Origin of the sequence: Thermomonas mangrovi (assembly GCF_028201335.1) — a bacterium.
Lineage (GTDB): Bacteria > Pseudomonadota > Gammaproteobacteria > Xanthomonadales > Xanthomonadaceae > Thermomonas > Thermomonas mangrovi.
This window is the reverse complement of the sequence record NZ_JAPEVV010000007.1, coordinates 158,972-178,173: the sequence shown is the minus strand read 5'-3', so window position 1 is coordinate 178,173 and position 19,202 is coordinate 158,972. Positions and strand designations below refer to the sequence as shown.

Sequence of the window (19,202 nt, the reverse complement as noted above, 5' to 3'; positions counted from 1 at the left end):
CATGGACGCGAACCTGCAACGGCACGCGCACGACGATGCGCGCATCGCCTGCCACGTGGTGGACATCGCGGACGGCCGGCTGGATCCGGCGGCGGCGATCGACTTCGTGTCCGACCATGCCCACGGCGGCATCGACGTGTTCATTGGCCGCGTGCGCGCGTCCAGCCACGGGCGCGCGTGCGTCGCCATCCACTACGACATGTTCGCGCCGCTGGCGCTGACCGTGTTCCGCGACACCGCCGCGGCGGCGATCGCCCGCTTCGGCCCGAAGGCGAAGTGCTACGTCGCCCATGCCCGCGGCAAACTGGCGGTCGGCGACCTGGCGGTGGTCATCGCGTTCGGCACCCCGCACCGCGACGAGGCCTTCCGCGGCTGCCGCGAGGTGATCGAGGCGGTCAAGCACCAGGCCCCGATCTGGAAGCAGGAACACTTCATCGACGGCCACAGCGAATGGAGCGAGGGTTGCTCCCTGTGCGGCCACGAAGCCTCCGCCGCCGGTGCGGATGCCGGAATGCACCAGAAGGCACATCATGGACACGCGCACGGCTGATGCTTGCATCGGTGTAGTCCTGGCCGGCGGCCGCAGCCGGCGCATGGGGCGTGACAAGGCGCTGCTTGAATGGCGGGGCAAAACCTTTATGGACCATGCGATTGCGCGTTTCCATGACGCCGGCATCGCCTCCGTGGTGGTCAGCGGGGTGCGTCCTGGACACGCCGGAATCGCCGACGTTCGACTCGACACCGGCCCGCTGGCGGGGCTGCTAGCGGTTGCCGAAGCCCACCCAGGTGCATGGCTGGTGGTGGTGCCGGTGGACATGCCACTGCTGCCGGCGACTTGGCTGTCGCGACTGGCGGAACAGCGCGCGGCTGCGCCTGCATTGCACTACCCGGGGGCACCTCTCCCGCTGGCCTTCGTGGCCGATCCTGCGACGATCGCCAGCCTGCGCGCGCGCCTGCTGGACCCGGCTGCACCACGTTCGCTGCATGCTTGGTTGGCGCACATCGGAGCATCCACGCCTTCGCCACCCCCGGGGCCGGCCGATGCGCTGCACAACCTGAATACCCCGGCCGACTGGGAGGCACTGCACCCGTGAAACTGCAACTGGATGGCCACCATCTGCGCCTGCGGCTTGACGAGGCCGAGTTGACCCAGCTCGCCACGGATGGCCAGCTGGCGGAGTGCTGGCCCGGCATCGATGGTGACGAGGCTCATTGCCGGTTGCGCCTCGATGCCGGCGCGACCGAACCGGCCTGCGCCGGCAACTTCACGGACCTGGAAGTGGTGCTGCCGCGAGCCGGGTTCCTGGCATTTGCCGCCGAACGCCCCCGCCGCGACGGATTCAACTTCCAGGCGGGCACAGTCGTGGTGTCCGTGGAAATCGATGTCCGAGACAGTCGCCGCGCCAAGGCGCACACTCTTGGCCAGGGCGACCATGGGCGTGGTTGATTCACGTCAAGGACAGCCCCTCGGCGTCCTACCAAACTGCCGCTGCCACCGGACCGGACCCATCACATGAGCTACTTCCTCGATCGGCTGAACTTCCTCAAGCCCGCCCCCGAGTCCTTCTCCGATGGCCATGGCGCCACCCGGGACGATGACCGCAGCTGGGAAGACAGCTACCGCCAGCGTTGGCAGTACGACAAGATCGTGCGCTCCACCCACGGCGTGAACTGCACCGGCTCCTGCAGCTGGAAGGTCTACGTCAAGAACGGGCTGGTCACCTGGGAAACCCAGCAGACCGATTACCCGCGTACCCGCCCCGACCTGCCCAACCACGAACCGCGTGGCTGCCCGCGTGGCGCCAGCTATTCCTGGTACCTGTACAGCGCGAACCGGGTGAAGTACCCGCTGATCCGCAGCGCGCTGCTCAAGCTGTGGCGCGAGGCGCGCAAGGACAAGGCACCGGTCGACGCCTGGGCCAGCATCGTCAGCGACGACGCCAAGGCGAAGAGCTACAAGACCAAGCGCGGCATGGGCGGCTTCGTGCGCTCCAGCTGGGACGAAGTCAACGAAATCATCGCCGCCTCCAACCTGCACACGGTCAAGCGCTGGGGCCCGGACCGGGTGGTCGGCTTCTCGCCGATCCCCGCGATGTCGATGGTCAGCTACGCCGCCGGCGCGCGCTACCTGTCGCTGCTTGGGGGCGCCTGCCTCAGCTTCTACGACTGGTACTGCGACCTGCCGCCGTCCTCGCCGCAGGTGTGGGGCGAGCAGACCGACGTGCCCGAATCGGCCGACTGGTACAACAGCCGCTACATCATCGCGTGGGGCTCCAACGTCCCGCAGACGCGCACGCCGGACGCGCACTTCTTCACCGAAGCCCGTTACAACGGCACCAAGACGGTGGCGATCACCCCGGACTACTCCGAGGTCGCCAAGCTCACCGACCACTGGCTGCATCCCAAGCAGGGCACCGACGCGGCGCTGGCCTTCGCCTTCGGCCACGTGATCCTGAAGCAGTTCCACGTCGACAATCCCTCGCAGTACTTCACCGACTACTGCCGCCAGTACAGCGACATGCCGCTGCTGGTGCGCCTGCAGAAGCGCGACGACGGCCGACTGGTGCCGGAGCGTTACCTGCGCGCCGCCGACCTCGGCGGCCTCGGCGAAACCAACAACCCCGAGTGGAAGACCCTGGCCTACGACGACGCCACCGGCGCGATCACCGTGCCGAACGGATCGGTCGGCTTCCGCTGGGGCGAGAAGGGCAAGTGGAACATCGAGGAGAAGGACAGCGCCGGCCGCGACACCCGCCTGCGGCTGAGCCTGAAGGACCACGCGGACGCCATCGAGGCGGTCAGCTTCCCTTACTTCGGCGGCATCGAGAACGATTACTGGACCGAGTCCAAGTTCGACGAGGTGCTGGAGCGCAACATCCCCATCAAGCGCCTGCAGCTGGCCGATGGGCAGGAGTGGGCAGTGGCCAGCGTGTACGACCTGCTGCTGGCGCAGTACGGCGTGGATCGCGGCTTCGGCGGCGGCAACGTTGCCAGCAGCTTCGACGACAACGTGCCCGGCACCCCGGCCTGGCAGGAGCGCATCACGGGCGTGCCGCGCGCGGAGGTGATCCGCATCGCCCACGAATTCGCGCGCACCGCCGACAAGACCCGTGGCCGCAGCATGATCATCGTCGGCGCGGCGATGAACCACTGGTTCCACAACGACATGAACTACCGCGGGTTGATCAACATGCTCGTGATGTGCGGCTGCGTCGGCCAGAGCGGCGGCGGCTGGGCGCACTACGTGGGCCAGGAGAAGTTGCGCCCGCAGTCCGGCTGGGCGCCGCTGGCGTTCGCCACCGACTGGAGCAAGCCGCCGCGGCAGATGAACGGCACCTCGTTCTTCTACTTCAACTCGAGCCAGTACCGCTACGAGAAACTGGGCGTCGACGAAATCCTGTCGCCGCTGGCCGACAAGTCCAAACACACCGGCTCGCTGGCCGACTACAACCTGCGCGCGGTGCGGATGGGCTGGCTGCCGTCGATCCCGCAGCTCAACAGCAATCCGATGCAGGTGGTGCGCGAGGCCGAACAGGCCGGCGTGGCGCCGGTGGATTACGCGGTCGGCAAGCTCAAGGACGGTAGCCTGGATTTCGCCTTCGCCGATCCCGACGCGCCGGAGAACTATCCGCGCAACCTGTTCATCTGGCGCTCGAACCTGCTGGGCAGTTCCGGCAAGGGCCACGAGTACATGCTCAAGCACCTGCTGGGTACCCGCCACGGCCTGCAGGGCAAGGACCTGGGCGAACGCGGCGCGGCCAGGCCCGAGGAAGTGAAGTGGCGCGACGAGGCGCCGGAGGGCAAGCTCGACCTGCTGGTGACGCTGGACTTCCGCATGTGCACCACCGCGCTGTACAGCGACATCGTGCTGCCCACCGCGACCTGGTACGAGAAGAACGACCTCAACACCTCGGACATGCACCCGTTCATCCACCCGCTTTCGAAGGCGGTGGACCCGGCGTGGGAAGCGCGCAGCGACTGGGACATCTTCAAGGGCATCGCACGCACCGTGAGCCGGCTTGCCCCTGGCGTGCTGGGTGTGGAGAAGGACCTGGTGCTGGTCCCCACCCTGCACGACACCCCGGGCGAGATCGCCATGCCCTACGGCGTGACCGACTGGAAGAAGGGCGAGTGCGAACTGATCCCCGGCAAGACCGCACCGAGCATGGTGGTGGTCGAGCGCGACTATCCGAACCTGTACAAGAAGTTCACCTCGCTCGGCCCGCTGCTCGATTCCCAGGGCAACGGCGGCAAGGGCATGAACTGGGATACCAAGCACGAGATCGAGTTCCTCGGCAGGCTCAACCATGAAGTGACCGAGGCCGGCGTCAGCCACGGCCGCCCGCAGCTGGACACCGCGATCGACTGCGCCGAGGCGATCATGCACCTCGCCCCGGAGACCAACGGCCATGTCGCGGTGAAGGCGTGGAAGTCGCTGGAAGGCTTCACCGGCCGCAACCACACCCACCTGGCCGAGGGCAAGGAGCACGAGGCGATCCGCTTCCGCGACATCCAGGCGCAGCCGCGCAAGATCATCAGCTCGCCGATCTGGTCGGGCCTGGAGGACGAGAACGTCAGCTACAACGCCGGCTACACCAACGTCCACGAACTGATCCCGTGGCGCACCCTGACCGGCCGCCAGCAGTTCTACCAGGACCACGAGTGGATGCGCGATTTCGGCGAGGGCTTCATGGGCTACCGCCCGCCGGTGGACACCAAGACGATCAAGCCGATCCACGGCAAGAAGCCGAACGGCAACAAGGAGATCGTGCTGAACTGGATCACCCCGCACCAGAAATGGGGGATCCACAGCACCTACAGCGACAACCTGATCATGCAGACGCTGTCGCGCGGCGGGCCGATCGTGTGGCTCTCGGAGGACGACGCGAAGAGCGCCGGCATCGAGGACAACGACTGGATCGAACTGTTCAACGTCAACGGTGCGATCGCTGCCCGCGCGGTGGTCAGCCAGCGCATGATGAACGGCATTGCGATGATGTACCACGCACAGGAACGCATCCTCAACACGCCGGGCTCGGAGATCACCGGCACCCGCGGTGGCATCCACAACTCGGTGACCCGCGTGGTGGTCAAGCCCACCCACATGATCGGCGGCTACGCGCAACTCGCCTACGGCTTCAACTACTACGGCACCGTCGGCACCAACCGCGACGAGCTGGTGATCGTGCGCAAGATGGACAAGGTCGACTGGCTCGACGGTGAACCCGTGCCGGCCAATGCCAAGGAGGTGGTGTGATGAAAGTCCGTGCCCAGATCGCGATGGTCCTCAACCTGGACAAGTGCATCGGCTGCCACACCTGCTCGATCACCTGCAAGAACGTGTGGACCAGCCGCGAAGGCGTCGAGTACGCCTGGTTCAACAACGTCGAGACCAAGCCCGGCATCGGCTATCCCAAGGAATGGGAGAACCAGCGCAAGTGGAACGGTGGCTGGGTGCGCGACCGCAGCGGCAAGGTCACCCTGAAGGCTGGTGGCCGCCTGCGCCTGCTCGCCAAGATCTTCGCCAACCCCGACCTGCCGCAGATCGACGACTACTACGAGCCGTTCGAGTTCGACTACCAGCACCTGCACCAGGCGCCGGAAGGCAAGCACCAGCCGACTGCGCGTCCGCGCTCGCTGCTTACCGGCGAGCGCATGCAGAAGATCCACTGGGGCCCGAACTGGGAGGAAATCCTCGGCACCGAGTTCGCCAAGCGCAGCAAGGACAGCAACTTCGACGGCGTGCAGCGCGAGATCTACGGCGCGTTCGAGAAGACCTTCATGATGTACCTGCCGCGGCTGTGCGAGCACTGCCTGAACCCGGCGTGCGTCGCTTCCTGCCCGTCCGGCGCGATCTACAAGCGCGAGGAGGACGGCATCGTCCTGATCGACCAGGACAAGTGCCGCGGCTGGCGCATGTGCGTCTCCGCCTGCCCGTACAAGAAGATCTACTACAACTGGAAGTCGGGCAAATCCGAGAAGTGCATCTTCTGCTACCCGCGCATCGAGATGGGCGAGCCGACGGTGTGCTCGGAAACCTGCGTGGGCCGCATCCGCTACCTCGGGGTGATGCTGTACGACGCCGACCGCATCCAGGAAGCCGCTTCGGTGCCGTCCGAGAAGGACCTGTACCAGGCCCACCTCGACATCTTCCTGGACCCCAACGACCCGAAGGTGATCGCGGCCGCGCGCGCGGAAGGCATCCCCGATAGCTGGCTGGACGCCGCCGTGGCATCGCCGGTGTACAAGCTGGCGATCGACTGGAAGCTGGCGCTGCCGCTGCACCCCGAATACCGCACGTTGCCGATGGTCTGGTACGTGCCGCCGCTGTCGCCGATCCAGTCGGCCGCGGATGCCGGGCGCATCGGCAAGAACGGCGAGATCCCCGACGTGAAATCGCTGCGGATCCCGGTGCGCTACCTGGCCAACCTGCTGACCGCCGGCGATGAGGCCCCGGTGGTGCGCGCGATGGAACGCATGCTCGCCATGCGTGCCTGGCGCCGCGCGATGCACGTGGACGGCGTGGAAGACCTGGACGTGCTGCACCAGGCCGGACTGACCCTGCACCAGGCCGAGGAGATGTACCGCTACCTCGCCATCGCCAACTACGAGGACCGCTTCGTGATCCCGACGGCGCACCGCGAATACGCCAACGATGCGTTCGGCGAACGCGGCGGCTGCGGCTTCACCTTCGGCGACGGTTGCTCGCCGTCGAGCCCCGCGGAAGCGCTGTTCGGCGGGCGCTCGACCCAGACCTACCACGTGCCGCCGGCGCGCCAGTTGCCGGTCCGGGAAAAAGCATGAAGCTGCTCAAGCTGATCGCGGTGTTGCTGGACTATCCGCAGGACGACCTGTGGGCGCACGCCGATGAATTGCGCGAGGCCTGCGCCGACCCGGCGTTGTCGCCGGCGCGGCGGGTCGCGCTGCGCGGTTTCGTCGACGACCTCGTCGCGCAGGAGCCGATGGCGGCACAGGAGCGCTGGCTGGGCCTGTTCGACCGCGGCCGGGCGATGAGCCTGCTGCTGTTCGAGCATATCCATGGCGAATCGCGCGACCGCGGGCAGGCGATGGTGGACCTGCTGGCGACCTACCGCGGCCACGGCTTCGAGCTGGGCGTGAAGCAGTTGCCCGACTACCTGCCGGTGGTGCTGGAGTACCTGTCGCTGCGGCCGGTGGAGGAAGTGCGCGACTGGCTGTCGCATGTCGCGCACATCCTGGAACTGCTGGCGGCGCGCGCGCAGGAACGTGGCAGCCCTTACGCCGTCCTGCTCGAAACCCTGGTCGAAACCGCCGCCGGCAAGCTCGACCTCGCCGCCCTGCGGACGCGGGTGGCGAGCGAGGAACGCGACGACACGCCCGAGGCCATCGACCGGGTCTGGGAAGAAGAAGCGGTGCGCTTCGGGGCCGAAGCCCCGGGCGAAGAGTGCAACCCCCCGACCCGACTGCCGTCGGGCGCGAAGCGGATCGAACCCACGGTGACGCCATGAACTACGTCGATACCCTCCTGTTCCAGTTCTATCCCTACCTCGCGCTGGCGGTGTTCGCGATCGGTTGCTGGGCCCGTTTCGACCATGCCGCCTACACCTGGCGCAGCGGCTCCAGCCAGCTGCTCTCCGGCAAGTGGATGCGGCTGGGCAGCAACTGGTTCCACATCGGCATCCTGGCCATCCTCGGTGGCCACCTGGTCGGCCTGCTGACCCCGCACGCCCTGTACGAGCACTTCATCACCGCGCCGCAGAAACAGCTGGTGGCGATGGTAGTGGGCGGCATCTTCGGGGTGATCTGCTTCATCGGCCTGACCATCCTGCTTGCGCGCCGGCTGTTCAACCCGCGCATCCGCGCCACCTCCAGCGGCCGCGACATCCTGATCCTGGTGCTGCTTTACATCCAGCTGATCCTCGGGCTGTTCTCGATCTCCGTCTCCGCCGGGCACATGGACGGCGGCCAGATGATCAGGCTCGGCGAGTGGGCGCAGCACATCGTCACCTTCCGTGGCGGCGCCGCCGAGTACATCGCCGACGCGCACTGGATCTTCAAGACCCATGTGGTCCTGGGCATGACCCTGATCCTGCTGACCCCGTTCACCCGCCTGGTGCACGTCTGGTCGATCCCGGTCGGTTACCTGACCCGCCCGTACCAGGTGGTGCGCAAGCGCCAGCGTCCGCTGCAGTACCCGGCGCGCTGAGCCATGTCCAGTCGCGCAATCCCGATCGTGATGGATGCCGGGCCGCTGTCGGACGCAGCGGCCAAGGCCAACGCCGAGGCGCACGGGCATGCCCACGACGACGACCCCAGCCAGCCGCTGGCCGGGCCGGCGCCGGTGTTCGTGCGGGTCGGCGACACCCCGATCGACGAAGCCGAGATCGCCCGCGAGATGCAGTTCCACCGCGCCGACGATCCGCACGAGGCGCGCCAGGCCGCGGCGACCACCCTGGTCGTCCGCGAACTGGTGCGGCTCGAATGCGAACGCCTGCAGCTGGCGGTCGAGCCGCTCGATGGCGAGACCGAAGACGAAGCCCGGGTGCGTGCGCTGATCGATGCCGAAGTGCCCTTGCCGGCCACCGACGACGCCGCGCTGCGCCAGTACTTCGAGGCCAACCGCACGCGCCTGCACCACCCCGACGCGATCCGCGTGCGCCATATCCTGCTGGCGGCGGCGCCCGCCGACATCGCCGCGCGGCAGCGTGCGCAACAGCTGGGCGAGGAACTGATCGGCGCGTTGCGCGCGGAGCCGGACCGCTTCATCGAGTTCGCGATGCGTCATTCCGCCTGCCCGTCGCGCGACCAGGGCGGCGAGCTGGGCTGGATCGAACGTGGCGACACCGTGCCCGAATTCGATCGCCAGCTGTTCATGCTCAAACCCGGGTTCGCTGGCCTGACCGTGGAGACCCGCTACGGCCACCACGTGGTCGAGGTGCTGGAGCGCGTCGACGGCGAGCCGCTGTCGTTCGAGGACGCACGCGCGCGCATCGCCGCGTACATGGAGACGCAGGCGCAGCAGAACGCGCTGCACCAGTACCTGCACATCCTGGCGCAACGCTACGGCGTGGAAGGCATCGCGCTCGGCGACTGAGCGATGGGCGCGGCCTTCCTGCAGGCACTGCGTGCCTGCCTCGGCGATGCCAACGTGCTGGTCGATGGCGACCTCGACGCCTACGCAGTGGACTGGCGGAGGCGTTACCGCGGCCGCCCGCTGGCAGTGGCGCGTCCTGCCGGCACGGCAGAAGTCGCCGCGGTGGTGCGGTTGTGCGCCGCGCATGCGGTGCCGATCGTGCCCCAGGGCGGCAATACCGGTCTGGTCGGCGGTGGCGTGCCGGACGCGAGCGGCACCCAACTGCTGCTGAGCCTGGCGCGCATGCATCGGGTGCGCGCGATCGATGCCGACAACCTCACCGCCACCGTCGAGGCCGGCTGCGTGCTGCAGTCGCTGCACGACGCGGCGGAGGCGCATGGCCTGCTGTTCCCGCTGCGGCTGGGCTCGCAGGGCAGCTGCACACTCGGCGGCAACCTGTCCAGCAATGCCGGCGGCACCCAGGTGCTGCGCTACGGCAACGCGCGCGACCTGTGCCTCGGCCTGGAAGTGGTGACCGCGGCCGGCGAGGTCTGGGACGGCCTGTCCGGGCTGCGCAAGGACAACAGCGGCTACGACCTGCGCGACCTGTTCATCGGCAGCGAGGGCACGCTGGGCATCATCACCGCCGCGACCATGAAGCTGTATCCGCGCCCGGGGGCCACGCTGACCGCACTCGCCGCCTGCCCCGGGATCGACGCCGCGATCGGCCTGCTGCGCCTCGCCCGCGCGCGCCTGGACGCCGGCCTCACCGGCTTCGAAGTGATGGGCGAGTTCGCCCTGCGCTTGCAGGCGCGGCATTTCCCGCAGCTGCGCAACCCGCTGCCGGCGGCACCGTGGACGGTGCTGATGGAACTCGCCGCCAACCGCGACGATGAAGCGCAAGCGCAACTCGAGGGCCTGCTCGGCGAGGCGTCGGTGCGTTGCCTGGCGGCCGATGCGGTGGTCGCGGCCAATGCGGCGCAGGCGCGCGAACTCTGGCAGTTGCGCGAGGCGATCCCGCTGGCGCAGGCCCGCGAGGGCCTGAACATCAAGCACGACATCGCCCTGCCGGTCTCGGCGATCCCCGGCTTCCTGGGCGACATGGACGCGTCCCTGCGCGCGTTGGTGCCTGGCCTGCAACTAGTCGTGTTCGGCCACCTCGGCGACGGCAACCTGCACTACAACCTGCAGACACCCGACGGCATGCCGGCCGCCGAGTTCCTGCAACGCCATGAAACCACCCTGACCCGCCACGTGCATGACGCGGTGCTCGGGCGCGGCGGTTCGTTCGCGGCGGAGCACGGCATCGGCGCGTTGAAGGCCGCCGAACTGGCGGTGCGCAAGTCGCCAGTGGCGCTGGCGATGATGCGCGCGCTCAAGCAGGCACTCGACCCGCAGGGGCTGCTGAACCCCGGGCGCGTGCTCCCCTCGTGATCACCGGATGCCTCGACCTTGACATGGATCAAGCGCGTCCCCTACCGCAATTGATGAACGTCAATTCAGCAATGCCAGGCCACGCCCATCATGGCCGCCACGCATTCCCCATCATCCCCTTTGCCGGAGGCTCCATGTCCGCCACCACACCCGCAGCCACGAAGGCATCCGCCACCTGGCTCACCCGCTGGGAACCCGAGGACCAGGCGTTCTGGGAGGGCGGCGGCTCCGCCGTCGCGTGGCGTACCCTCGCCCTCACCACGGTCAACCTCACCCTCGCCTTCGCCGCCTGGTTCCTGGTCTCGGCGCTGGTGGTGCGGCTGCCGCAGATCGGCTACACCTTCACGCCCAGCCAGCTGTTCTGGCTGACCGCGATGCCCGGCCTGGCCGGGGGCACCCTGCGCCTGGTGCACATGTTCCTGACTCCGATGGTCGGCACCCGCCACGTGGTGAGCCTGTCCACGCTGTCCCTGCTGGTGCCGCTGGTCGGCTGGTTCTTCGCGGTGCAGGACCCGAACGTGCCGTACTGGGTGCTGCTGCTGCTCTCGTTCTTCGCCGGGCTCGGCGGCGGCAACTTCTCCTCGTTCATGCCGTCCACCAGCCTGTTCTTCCCGAAGCGGCTGCTGGGCACCGCGCTGGCCATCCAGGCCGGCATCGGCAACCTCGGCGTGTCGATCGTGCAGTTCGTGACGCCGTGGATCATCGGCGTGGCGCTGCTCGGCGGCGCCGCGTTCATGGGCGACAGCCAGACCTTGGTCAAGAACGGCGTCGAGAGCCAGGTCCACCTGCAGAATGCCGCGGCGGTGTTCATCCCGTTCGTGGTGGTGTTCGGCATCACCGCATGGCTGCTGCTGAAGTCGGTGCCGGTCAAGGCCAACTTCGCAGAGCAATTCGACATCTTCAAGTCCAGGCACAACTGGTCGATGACCTCGCTGTACATGATGACCTTCGGCGGATTCTCCGGCCTGGCCGCGACGTTCCCGTTGCTCATCAAGCAGGGCTTCGGCGGCTTCGAAGGCGCGCCGGATCCGCTCAAGTACGCGTTCTGGGGGCCGCTGGTCGGCTCGCTGGCGCGGGTCATCGCCGGGCCGCTGTCGGACAAGCTGGGCGGCGCGCGCGTCACCCAGTGGGCGGGCGTGGGCATGGTGGCGTGCGCGGTGATGGTGGCCCGGTTCGTGTCGCCTGATTCGCTGGCATCGTTCCCGACCTTCGTTGGCTGGATGCTGGCGCTGTTCTTCTTCGCCGGCATCGGCAACGCCTCCACCTTCAAGCAGATGCCGATGCTGTTCGCCCCGCGCCAGGCCGCCGGCGTGATCGGCTTCACCGCGGCGATCGCCGCCTACGGCCCGTTCCTGTTCGGCATGCTGTTCGCGTGGTCGTTCGGCGCGTTCAAGTCGGCGGTGCCGGTCTTCTACGGACTGGCCGGGTTCTTCGCCTTCAACGTCGCCCTGAACTGGTGGATGTACGCCCGCCGCGGCGCCGCCAATCCCTGCTGAGCCAACGGAGACCTCGCGCATGAACGCCGTTCCCGCCACCCCCTCCAGCGGCCAGCAGAACCTGGCCCTTTGGGGCAGTACGTTCGCCTTCACCGTGTGCTTCGCGGTATGGACGATCTTTTCGATCATCGGTATCCAGATCAAGAAGGACCTGGGCCTCAGCGATACCCAATTCGGCCTGCTCGCCGCCACCCCGATCCTGACCGGGTCGCTGATCCGCCTGTTCCTCGGCGTGTGGACCGAGCAGTACGGCGGGCGCATCGTGTTCAGCCTGGTGATGCTGGCTGGCGCCGCCGCGACGTGGATGCTGACCTATGCGCAGACCTACCCGCAGTTCCTGCTGGCCGCGCTGGCCGTGGGTATCGCGGGTGGTTCGTTCGCGGTCGGCATCGCCTACGTCTCCAAGTGGTTCCCGCAGGAGAAGCAGGGCACCGCGCTGGGCATCTTCGGCGCCGGCAACATCGGCTCCGCCGTCACCAAGCTGCTGGCGCCGATGGTGATGGTGGCCTATGGCTGGCATGGCGTGGCGCGTTTCTGGGCGATCGGCCTGGCGATCACCGCGGTGCTGTTCTTCCTGTTCACCAAGGACGATCCCGGACTGGCGCGGCGCAAGGCCGAGGGCATCAAGCCAGTCCCGTTCGCCGAGCAGATGAAGCCGCTGCGCAACCTGCAGGTGTGGCGCTTCTCGCTTTACTACTTCTTCGTGTTCGGCGCGTTCGTGGCGCTGGCGCTGTGGCTGCCGCGTTACCTGACCGGGGCCTACGGGCTGGACGTCAAGACCGCCGGCCTGATCGCAGCCTGCTACTCGATCCCGGCCAGCCTGTTCCGCATCGTCGGCGGCTGGCTGTCGGACAGGATCGGCGCGCGACGGGTCATGTACTGGACGTTCGGCGTGTCCGCCGTGTGCACCTTCCTGCTCTCGTATCCCTCCACCACTTATGTGATCGATGGCATCAACGGGCCGATGGAGTTCCGGCTGGCGGTGGGTCTGGTGCCGTTCATCGTGCTGGTGTTCGTGCTCGGCTTCTTCATGTCGCTGGGCAAGGCCGCGGTGTACAAGCACATCCCGGTGTACTACCCGAACAACGTCGGCGCGGTCGGCGGCGTGGTCGGCATGATCGGTGGTCTTGGCGGCTTCATCCTGCCGATCACCTTCGGCGCGATGAACGACGCACTCGGGATCTGGACCAGCTGCTTCATGCTGCTGTTCGTGCTGGTCAGTACCGCGCTGGTGTGGATGCACTTCGCGATCCGGCGCATGGACGTGTCGCGCCATCCGCAGATCACGGGCGACACCGACCTGCCGGAAATCATGCCGCAGGCGGGTCGCTGAGAGCGCCATGCAGGGACCCCAGCTCGATGCGGACCAGGCCCTCGCGCGCTTGCGCGAGGGCAACCGCCGTTTCGTCGACCACGTGGTCAGCCTGGAAGCGCTGCTCAGCCACGCGCGGCGCGAGGACCACGCGCGCGCGCAGCGCCCGTTCGCGGTGGTGCTGGGCTGTTCCGATTCGCGCGCACCGGCCGAGTTCGTGTTCGACCAGGGACTGGGCGACCTGTTCGTGATCCGCGTCGCCGGCAACATCGCCGCGCCCTCGCAAGTGGGCAGCATCGAATTCGCGGTCGAGCAATTCCAGACCAAGCTGGTCGTGGTGCTCGGCCATTCCAATTGCGGGGCGGTGCGCGCCACCCTCGCCCACTGCATGGCGCCGGCGGAGACCAGCCCCGCCCTGCACGCGATCGTCGACCGCATCGCGCCGGGCATCGCGCCGGTGCTCGCCGAATGCGGTAGCGGCGGCGCGGAGGCGTGCATGCCACCGGCGATCCGCGCCAACGTGCGCGCCACCATCCACAACCTGCGCGCGCAATCGGATTACCTGCGCTACGCCGAACTGCAGGGTGGGCTGCGCATCGTCGGCGCCGACTACGACCTCGCCAGCGGCGCGGTCGACTTCTTCGCAATGGAGCCCCTGGCATGGCAAGCGACATCCTGATCATCGGCGCGGGCCCGAGCGGCCTGTGCATGGCCCGCGCGCTCGCGGGCAGCGGCCTTGCGGTGACCGTGCTCGAGCAGGGGCCCGCCGATGCGCTCGCCGACCCGCCGGACGACGGCCGCGAGATCGCCCTGACCCACGCAAGCCGCGACGCGCTGGAACGGCTTGGCATATGGCAGGCGCTCGCGCCGGAGGAGATCGGCGAGCTGCGGCAGGCGCTGGTGATCGATGGCGACGACCACGACGGCTTGCGCTTCAAGCCGCCCGCACGCAGTGGCGATCCACTGGGCTGGATGGTCCCGCACCATGCCATCCGGCGCGCTGCGCATGCGTCCGTCCGTGGCCGCGACGACATCGCGATCATCGGCGGCGCGCGGGTCACCGCGCTGGAGCCGGGGCCGGACGTGATCGCGGTGCAGTTGGACGATGGCCGTCGCTTCGAGGCGAAGCTGGCGATCGCCGCCGACAACCGGTTCTCCGGTTGCCGGCGGGCGATGGGGATCCGCGCCGACCACCACGACTTCGGCAAGGTCATGGTGGTGGTGAAGGTGGTGCACGATGCGCCGCACGCGGCGACCGCGTGGGAGTGGTTCCGCTACGGCCAGACCCTGGCGCTGTTGCCATTGCACGATCCGCACACATCGTCCGCGGTCGTGACCCTGTTGCCGGGCGAGGCGTCCGCGTTCATGGCGAAGTCCCCGGAGGACCAGGGCATCGACCTGACCGCGCGCTTCGCGCATCGCCTCGGCACCATCCGCATCGCCGCGAATCCACATGCATATCCGCTGGTCGGCGTGTATGCCCGCGATTTCCTCGGCCCGCGCTTCGCGCTGGTGGGTGATGCCGCGGTCGGCATGCATCCGGTCACCGCGCACGGGTTCAATTTTGGCCTGGCTGGCATCGAGCGGCTTGCCGGAATCCTGCGGGAAGCGGCGCGCGCCGGCGGCGACCCGGGCAACGCGCGCCTGCTCGCGCGCTATGGGCGGGGCCATCGACTGGCTACCGCACCCCTCTATAAAGCCACTCGGCTGGTGGTCGACCTGTTCACGGACGACCGCGCGCCGACGCGGGTGCTGCGCAAGGCGTTGCTGCGCGCGTCCGCGCGACTTCCGGGGTTCAGGCAGCTGGTCGCGCGCGGGCTGGTCGACCGCGGTGGCGGCCTGCCATTGCCGCCCATGCCGGCATGGCTGGCGCGGGGCCAGCGCCCCTGACCTCTACGCGCCCGCGGCTCAGCCGCGGGCCAGCGAGACCAGTTGGCCTTCGCGGTCGACCGCGAGGAACTGCGCGATCCTCCCGCCCTTGACCTGCTCCACCATCATCCGCAACGGCTGCACCGCCTCGTCCGGATTGGGGGCATGGCCACCACGGCCGTCCATCGCGGCCACGAACAGGATCCGCCAGTCCGGCACCGCGGCCTTCGACTCCTCGAGCAGTGCCGAGAACGAGGCAATCTCCTCAGGCAGCTTGTCCACGCACACCGCAGGGGCTAATGCACCCCCTTCGCCACGTTCAAACGCTTCTCGCTCCGCCGGGGTGGCGTCGGGCGGGCACTCAGCGCGGGCGAACACCAACAGCAGGCGCTGCGGCTCGGTCTGGCCGCGCGCGGCGGCGAGGAAGTCGTCGAAATGTTCCATGGGTGGACAGCGATACGGGGGGTTGCAGTCTAAGGCGTCGACGAGTCGCCACGCTTGACCTGCATCAGTGCATGCGAACAGGGGCTAACCGACACTGCGTGCCCGACTGAACCTCGCCGAGGCCGCCATGACCCTGCCGCTTGCGCCGTCCACGGACAGCGCTTCCATCCAGCAACTGCACGAACTGCTCGCTGGACTGGATCCCAACTGCGAGATCCTCCTCGACGAAGCCACGGGCGACATGCTGGTTCGCGGCAGCATCGATCCCGCGGAACTGGATGCGGCCATCACCGCGTCTGGCCTGCGTATGCGCGTGGCCGATCGTGTTGGCAGCGAATGCGGTTGCGGCTGCGGTTGCGCATGAACCCGCCGGGCGGCGCGGGATGAGCTTCCACGACCTGCGCAGCTTCCTTCACGCACTCGAACGCAGCGGCCGCCTGCGGCGGGTCGCCACGCCGGTGGATCCGGAACTGGAAACCACCTCGCTCAGCCTGCGTGCGCTCAAGGCCGGCGGACCGGCCCTGCTCATGGAGCAGCCGCTGGGTTCCCGGCACGCCTACCTCGGCAATCTTTACGGCCACCGCGACCGTATCGAGGCGTCTCTGGCCGGGCGACCCCTGGCGTCGTTGCGCGAACTCGGTGAGCTGCTGGCCTCGATCAAGGAGCCGAAGTGGCCATCCAGCGTGCGCGAGGCGCTGGGCACTTGGCCGGAGTTGGCGCAACTTGCGCACGTGGCGCCGCAGCGGGTGCGCGAAGCCGCGTTCCAGCACGAAATCCTGGAGGGCGACGACGTCGACCTATCGCGCCTGCCGATCCAGCGCTGCTGGCCTGAGGATGCGGCGAAGCTGATCACCCTGGGCCTGGTAGTCACCCGCGGAACCCGCCAGAAACGCCAGAACGTGGCGATCTACCGGCAGCAGGTGATCGCGCGCAACCGCATCATCCTGCGCTGGCTGCCGCACCGTGGCGGCGCGCTGGACTACGCCAGCTGGAAGGACAGCCATCCTGACCAGCCATTCCCGCTGCTGGTGGCGATCGGTGCGGACCCGGCGACCCTGCTTGCGGCGGTGGCACCTGTACCGGACACGCTTTCCGAATACGAGTTCGCCGGCTTGCTGCGCGGCGAGCGCACGCGGGTGTGGCACAGCGCGGCCACCGGACTGGACGCGCCAGCCGGCTGCGAGATCCTGCTGGAAGGTTTCATCGCGCCAGGCGATACCGCGCTGGAAGGCCCGTTCGGCGACCACACCGGCTACTACAACGCGCAGGACCACTTCCCGGTGATGACCATCACCCGCATGCAACTGCGCCGCGACGCGATCTACCAGGGCAGCTACATGGGCCGCGCGCCGCACGACGAACCATCGGTGATGGCGATGGCGCTGAACGACGTGTTCGTGCCGATCCTGCGCAAGGTGTTCCCGGAGATCGTGGACTTCCATCTGCCGCCGGAAGCGTGCTCGTACCGGATCGCGGTGGTCAGCATCCGCAAGCAGTACCCCGGCCACGCGCGCCGAATCATGATGGGCATCTGGTCGTACCTGCGGCAGTTCACCTACACCAAGTTCGTGATCGTCACCGACGAGGACATCGACGTGCGCGACTGGTCGCAGGTGATCTGGGCGATTTCCACCCGGGTCGACCCGGCGCGCGACAGCGTGATCATCGACAAGACACCGATCGACTACCTGGACTTTTCCAGCCCGGTGCCCAGCCTGGGTTCCAAGCTTGGGCTGGACGCGACCAACAAGTGGCCGGCCGAGACCACCCGCACCTGGAGCAAGCCGATCGCGCTGGACCCGGCAGTGGAGAAACGGGTGGACGCGCTCTGGGCGCAGTTGTTGCAGGCGTCCTGAGCAACCTCGCCGGTCACTCCGGCGAGGGTTGCTTCCAGGTCGGGTCGTCGAAACGTCGCGGGTACTGCGCAAGCGCCTCCTGCATGGCCGCAAGTTCCGGCTCGCCGAAGCGGCCTTCGCGCGCGGCGGCGGCGCCGGCGATAAACGTCGCCAGCAGTCCGTGCAGGGACGCATCGGCCTCCGGCACCAGCTTGCAGTTGGTGATCATGTCGGCCACTGCGGCATCCACCTGCTTCGCCAGCACCTGCTGCTGCGCCGCATCGAGGTGGCCGTGCACACCATGCTCAAGCGCGCCCACCGCCTGGCGGATGCTGGCCATCCCGGCGCGAAGCGGTGCATCGGTGGCCCAGCGCTGGCCCTCTGGCGGCAGCGCGGCGGCATCGGTGGGCGCGACAATGTGCGCGTCGTGGCCGCCATCGGCATGCGCTGCCGAAGGTGCCTGGTCAGCATGTGACGGTGCCGGCCGGGCAGGCGACTGCGTGGTCGGCTGCGGCGAACAGGCGGTGACCGCCAGCAACGCCACCCCCGCCATGGCCGACCTGAAGCAGGTGCACAGGACGCGCGAGGCAGTCTTCGGGATCAGCATCATGCAATCTCTCCACAAGGACGCGGCCACCCGGCCGGCAGTGGCCGACAACATCGCACGCCCGCACTGGTGGCGACATGACCGAGGTCAATGACGCCGACAATCGGCGTTCCTAACATGGTCTTCTGATCCTTGCGGGATGCGACGATGCAACTGGTGTGCCCTGCCGGCAACCTGCCGGCCCTGCAGGCGGCGGTGGATGCCGGCGCCAACGCGGTCTACGCGGGGTTCCGCGACCATACCAACGCGCGCGCCTTCCCCGGCCTAAACTTCTCCGACGAGGAGTTGCGCGCCGGCGTCCGCTACGCCCATGCCAAGGGCGCGAAGGTGTATCTGGCGCTCAACACCTACCCGGACAGCGCGCGACTGAATGACTGGTACACGGCCGTGGATAAGGCCGCCGCGCTCGGCTGCGACGCCATCATCGCGGCCGAAATGGCGGTGCTGGACTACGCCACGCGCACCCATCCTGGCTTGCCGCGGCACCTGTCGGTACAGGGCTCGGCGACCACCGCGCCGGCGCTGAAATACGCATTCGAACGTTTCGGCATCAGCCGCGCGGTATTGCCGCGGGTGTTGTCGCTGCAGCAGGTGGAGCGGCTGTGCGAGCGCTCGCCGGTGCCGCTGGAGGTGTTCGCCTTCGGCAGCCTGTGCATCATGGTCGAAGGCCGCTGCCAGCTCTCCAGTTACGTCACCGGGGCCTCGCCGAACCGCCACGGCGTGTGTTCGCCGGCGAAGTTCGTGCGCTGGGACGAACACGCCGACGGCAGCCGCAGCGTGCGCCTCAACGACGTACTGATCGACCAGTTCCAGCCGCACGAACCGGCCGGCTACCCGACCGTTTGCAAGGGCCGCTTCGAGGTCGGCAACGAGGTTTTCCACGCGCTGGAGGAGCCGACCAGCCTCAACACCATGGAACTGCTGCCGCGGCTCCAGCAGGCGGGCGTGGTGGCATTGAAGATCGAGGGCCGGCAACGTGGCGTGGCATACGTCGGTTCGGTCACCCGTACCTGGCGCAAGGCGCTGGACCGGCTGGCCGCGGACCCGGCGCACTGGCAGCTGCAGCCGGAATGGCAGGCCGAATTGTCGCGCCACGCCGAAGGCCACCAGACCACGCTGGGGCCGTACCACCGGGCCTGGCATTGAGGACGCA

The 19,202-nt window shown here is 68.2% G+C and carries 18 protein-coding genes; 16 read left to right on the top strand and 2 right to left on the bottom strand.

All coding sequences use genetic code 11. The features are described 5' to 3' along the window. The first annotated feature begins 1 nt into the window (after position 1). The 13 genes from ON759_RS11180 to ubiM all read left to right on the top strand — a co-directional run bounded on the left by ON759_RS11180 (position 2) and on the right by ubiM (position 15,184). A complete protein-coding gene (locus ON759_RS11180; RefSeq protein WP_271680466.1) occupies positions 2-550 on the top strand; it encodes a molybdenum cofactor biosynthesis protein MoaE in 549 nt (182 codons plus the stop codon). Further along, complete coding sequence (gene mobA, locus ON759_RS11175; protein WP_271680465.1) at positions 531-1,094, top strand: molybdenum cofactor guanylyltransferase; 564 nt, start codon at positions 531-533, stop codon at positions 1,092-1,094. Before ON759_RS11180 ends, mobA begins: the two co-directional genes overlap by 20 nt. Continuing rightward, complete coding sequence (locus ON759_RS11170) at positions 1,091-1,447, top strand: hypothetical protein (protein ID WP_271680464.1); 357 nt, start codon at positions 1,091-1,093, stop codon at positions 1,445-1,447. The genes mobA and ON759_RS11170 overlap by 4 nt, the downstream gene beginning before the upstream one ends. A gap of 66 nt (positions 1,448-1,513) precedes the next feature. After that, complete coding sequence (locus tag ON759_RS11165; RefSeq protein WP_271680463.1) at positions 1,514-5,257, top strand: nitrate reductase subunit alpha; 3,744 nt, start codon at positions 1,514-1,516, stop codon at positions 5,255-5,257. Continuing rightward, positions 5,257-6,804: a nitrate reductase subunit beta gene (gene narH, locus ON759_RS11160; RefSeq protein ID WP_271680462.1), complete on the top strand. Its 1,548-nt coding sequence runs from the start codon at positions 5,257-5,259 to the stop codon at positions 6,802-6,804. Before ON759_RS11165 ends, narH begins: the two co-directional genes overlap by 1 nt. Then, complete coding sequence (gene narJ / locus ON759_RS11155; protein ID WP_271680461.1) at positions 6,801-7,487, top strand: nitrate reductase molybdenum cofactor assembly chaperone; 687 nt, start codon at positions 6,801-6,803, stop codon at positions 7,485-7,487. The genes narH and narJ overlap by 4 nt, the downstream gene beginning before the upstream one ends. After that, positions 7,484-8,185, top strand: coding sequence for a respiratory nitrate reductase subunit gamma (gene narI / locus ON759_RS11150; RefSeq protein ID WP_271680460.1), 702 nt, complete (start codon positions 7,484-7,486; stop codon positions 8,183-8,185). Before narJ ends, narI begins: the two co-directional genes overlap by 4 nt. Before the next feature lie 3 nt (positions 8,186-8,188). Further along, positions 8,189-9,073 (top strand): peptidylprolyl isomerase, encoded by an 885-nt coding sequence (locus ON759_RS11145; RefSeq protein ID WP_271680459.1) that lies wholly within the window; start codon positions 8,189-8,191, stop codon positions 9,071-9,073. Positions 9,074-9,076: 3 nt separating this feature from the next. Beyond that, on the top strand, positions 9,077-10,486 hold the full coding sequence (locus ON759_RS11140) for an FAD-binding oxidoreductase (protein WP_271680458.1): 1,410 nt from the start codon (positions 9,077-9,079) through the stop codon (positions 10,484-10,486). A 134-nt stretch (positions 10,487-10,620) separates the two neighbouring features. Next, positions 10,621-11,982 carry an MFS transporter gene (locus ON759_RS11135; RefSeq protein WP_271680457.1) on the top strand — a complete coding sequence of 454 codons (1,362 nt, stop codon included), beginning with the start codon at positions 10,621-10,623 and terminating at the stop codon, positions 11,980-11,982. Between the two features lie 19 nt (positions 11,983-12,001). Continuing rightward, complete coding sequence (locus ON759_RS11130; protein ID WP_271680456.1) at positions 12,002-13,315, top strand: MFS transporter; 1,314 nt, start codon at positions 12,002-12,004, stop codon at positions 13,313-13,315. A 7-nt stretch (positions 13,316-13,322) separates the two neighbouring features. After that, positions 13,323-13,973: a carbonic anhydrase gene (locus ON759_RS11125; RefSeq protein ID WP_271680455.1), complete on the top strand. Its 651-nt coding sequence runs from the start codon at positions 13,323-13,325 to the stop codon at positions 13,971-13,973. Then, entirely contained in the window at positions 13,955-15,184 is a 1,230-nt protein-coding gene (ubiM, locus tag ON759_RS11120; RefSeq protein ID WP_271680454.1) for a 5-demethoxyubiquinol-8 5-hydroxylase UbiM, read from the top strand. Before ON759_RS11125 ends, ubiM begins: the two co-directional genes overlap by 19 nt. Positions 15,185-15,202: 18 nt before the next feature. On the opposite strand, the gene ON759_RS11115 is transcribed toward ubiM, so the two are convergent. After that, entirely contained in the window at positions 15,203-15,607 is a 405-nt protein-coding gene (locus tag ON759_RS11115; protein ID WP_271680453.1) for a ribonucleotide reductase subunit alpha, read from the bottom strand. A 127-nt stretch (positions 15,608-15,734) separates the two neighbouring features. Between ON759_RS11115 and ON759_RS11110 the strand changes: the two genes are divergently transcribed. Further along, the gene (locus ON759_RS11110; RefSeq protein WP_271680452.1) at positions 15,735-15,971 is read left to right on the top strand and encodes a hypothetical protein; all 237 of its coding nucleotides are present in this window, start codon (positions 15,735-15,737) and stop codon (positions 15,969-15,971) included. Between the two features lie 19 nt (positions 15,972-15,990). Beyond that, positions 15,991-17,463: a UbiD family decarboxylase gene (locus ON759_RS11105; RefSeq protein WP_271680451.1), complete on the top strand. Its 1,473-nt coding sequence runs from the start codon at positions 15,991-15,993 to the stop codon at positions 17,461-17,463. Positions 17,464-17,476: 13 nt separating this feature from the next. On the opposite strand, the gene ON759_RS11100 is transcribed toward ON759_RS11105, so the two are convergent. Then, entirely contained in the window at positions 17,477-18,052 is a 576-nt protein-coding gene (locus tag ON759_RS11100; RefSeq protein ID WP_271680450.1) for a DnrO protein, read from the bottom strand. Between the two features lie 144 nt (positions 18,053-18,196). On the opposite strand from ON759_RS11100, the gene ubiU reads away from it, so the two are divergent. Further along, positions 18,197-19,195: a ubiquinone anaerobic biosynthesis protein UbiU gene (gene ubiU, locus ON759_RS11095; RefSeq protein ID WP_271680449.1), complete on the top strand. Its 999-nt coding sequence runs from the start codon at positions 18,197-18,199 to the stop codon at positions 19,193-19,195. Positions 19,196-19,202: the final 7 nt, after the last annotated feature.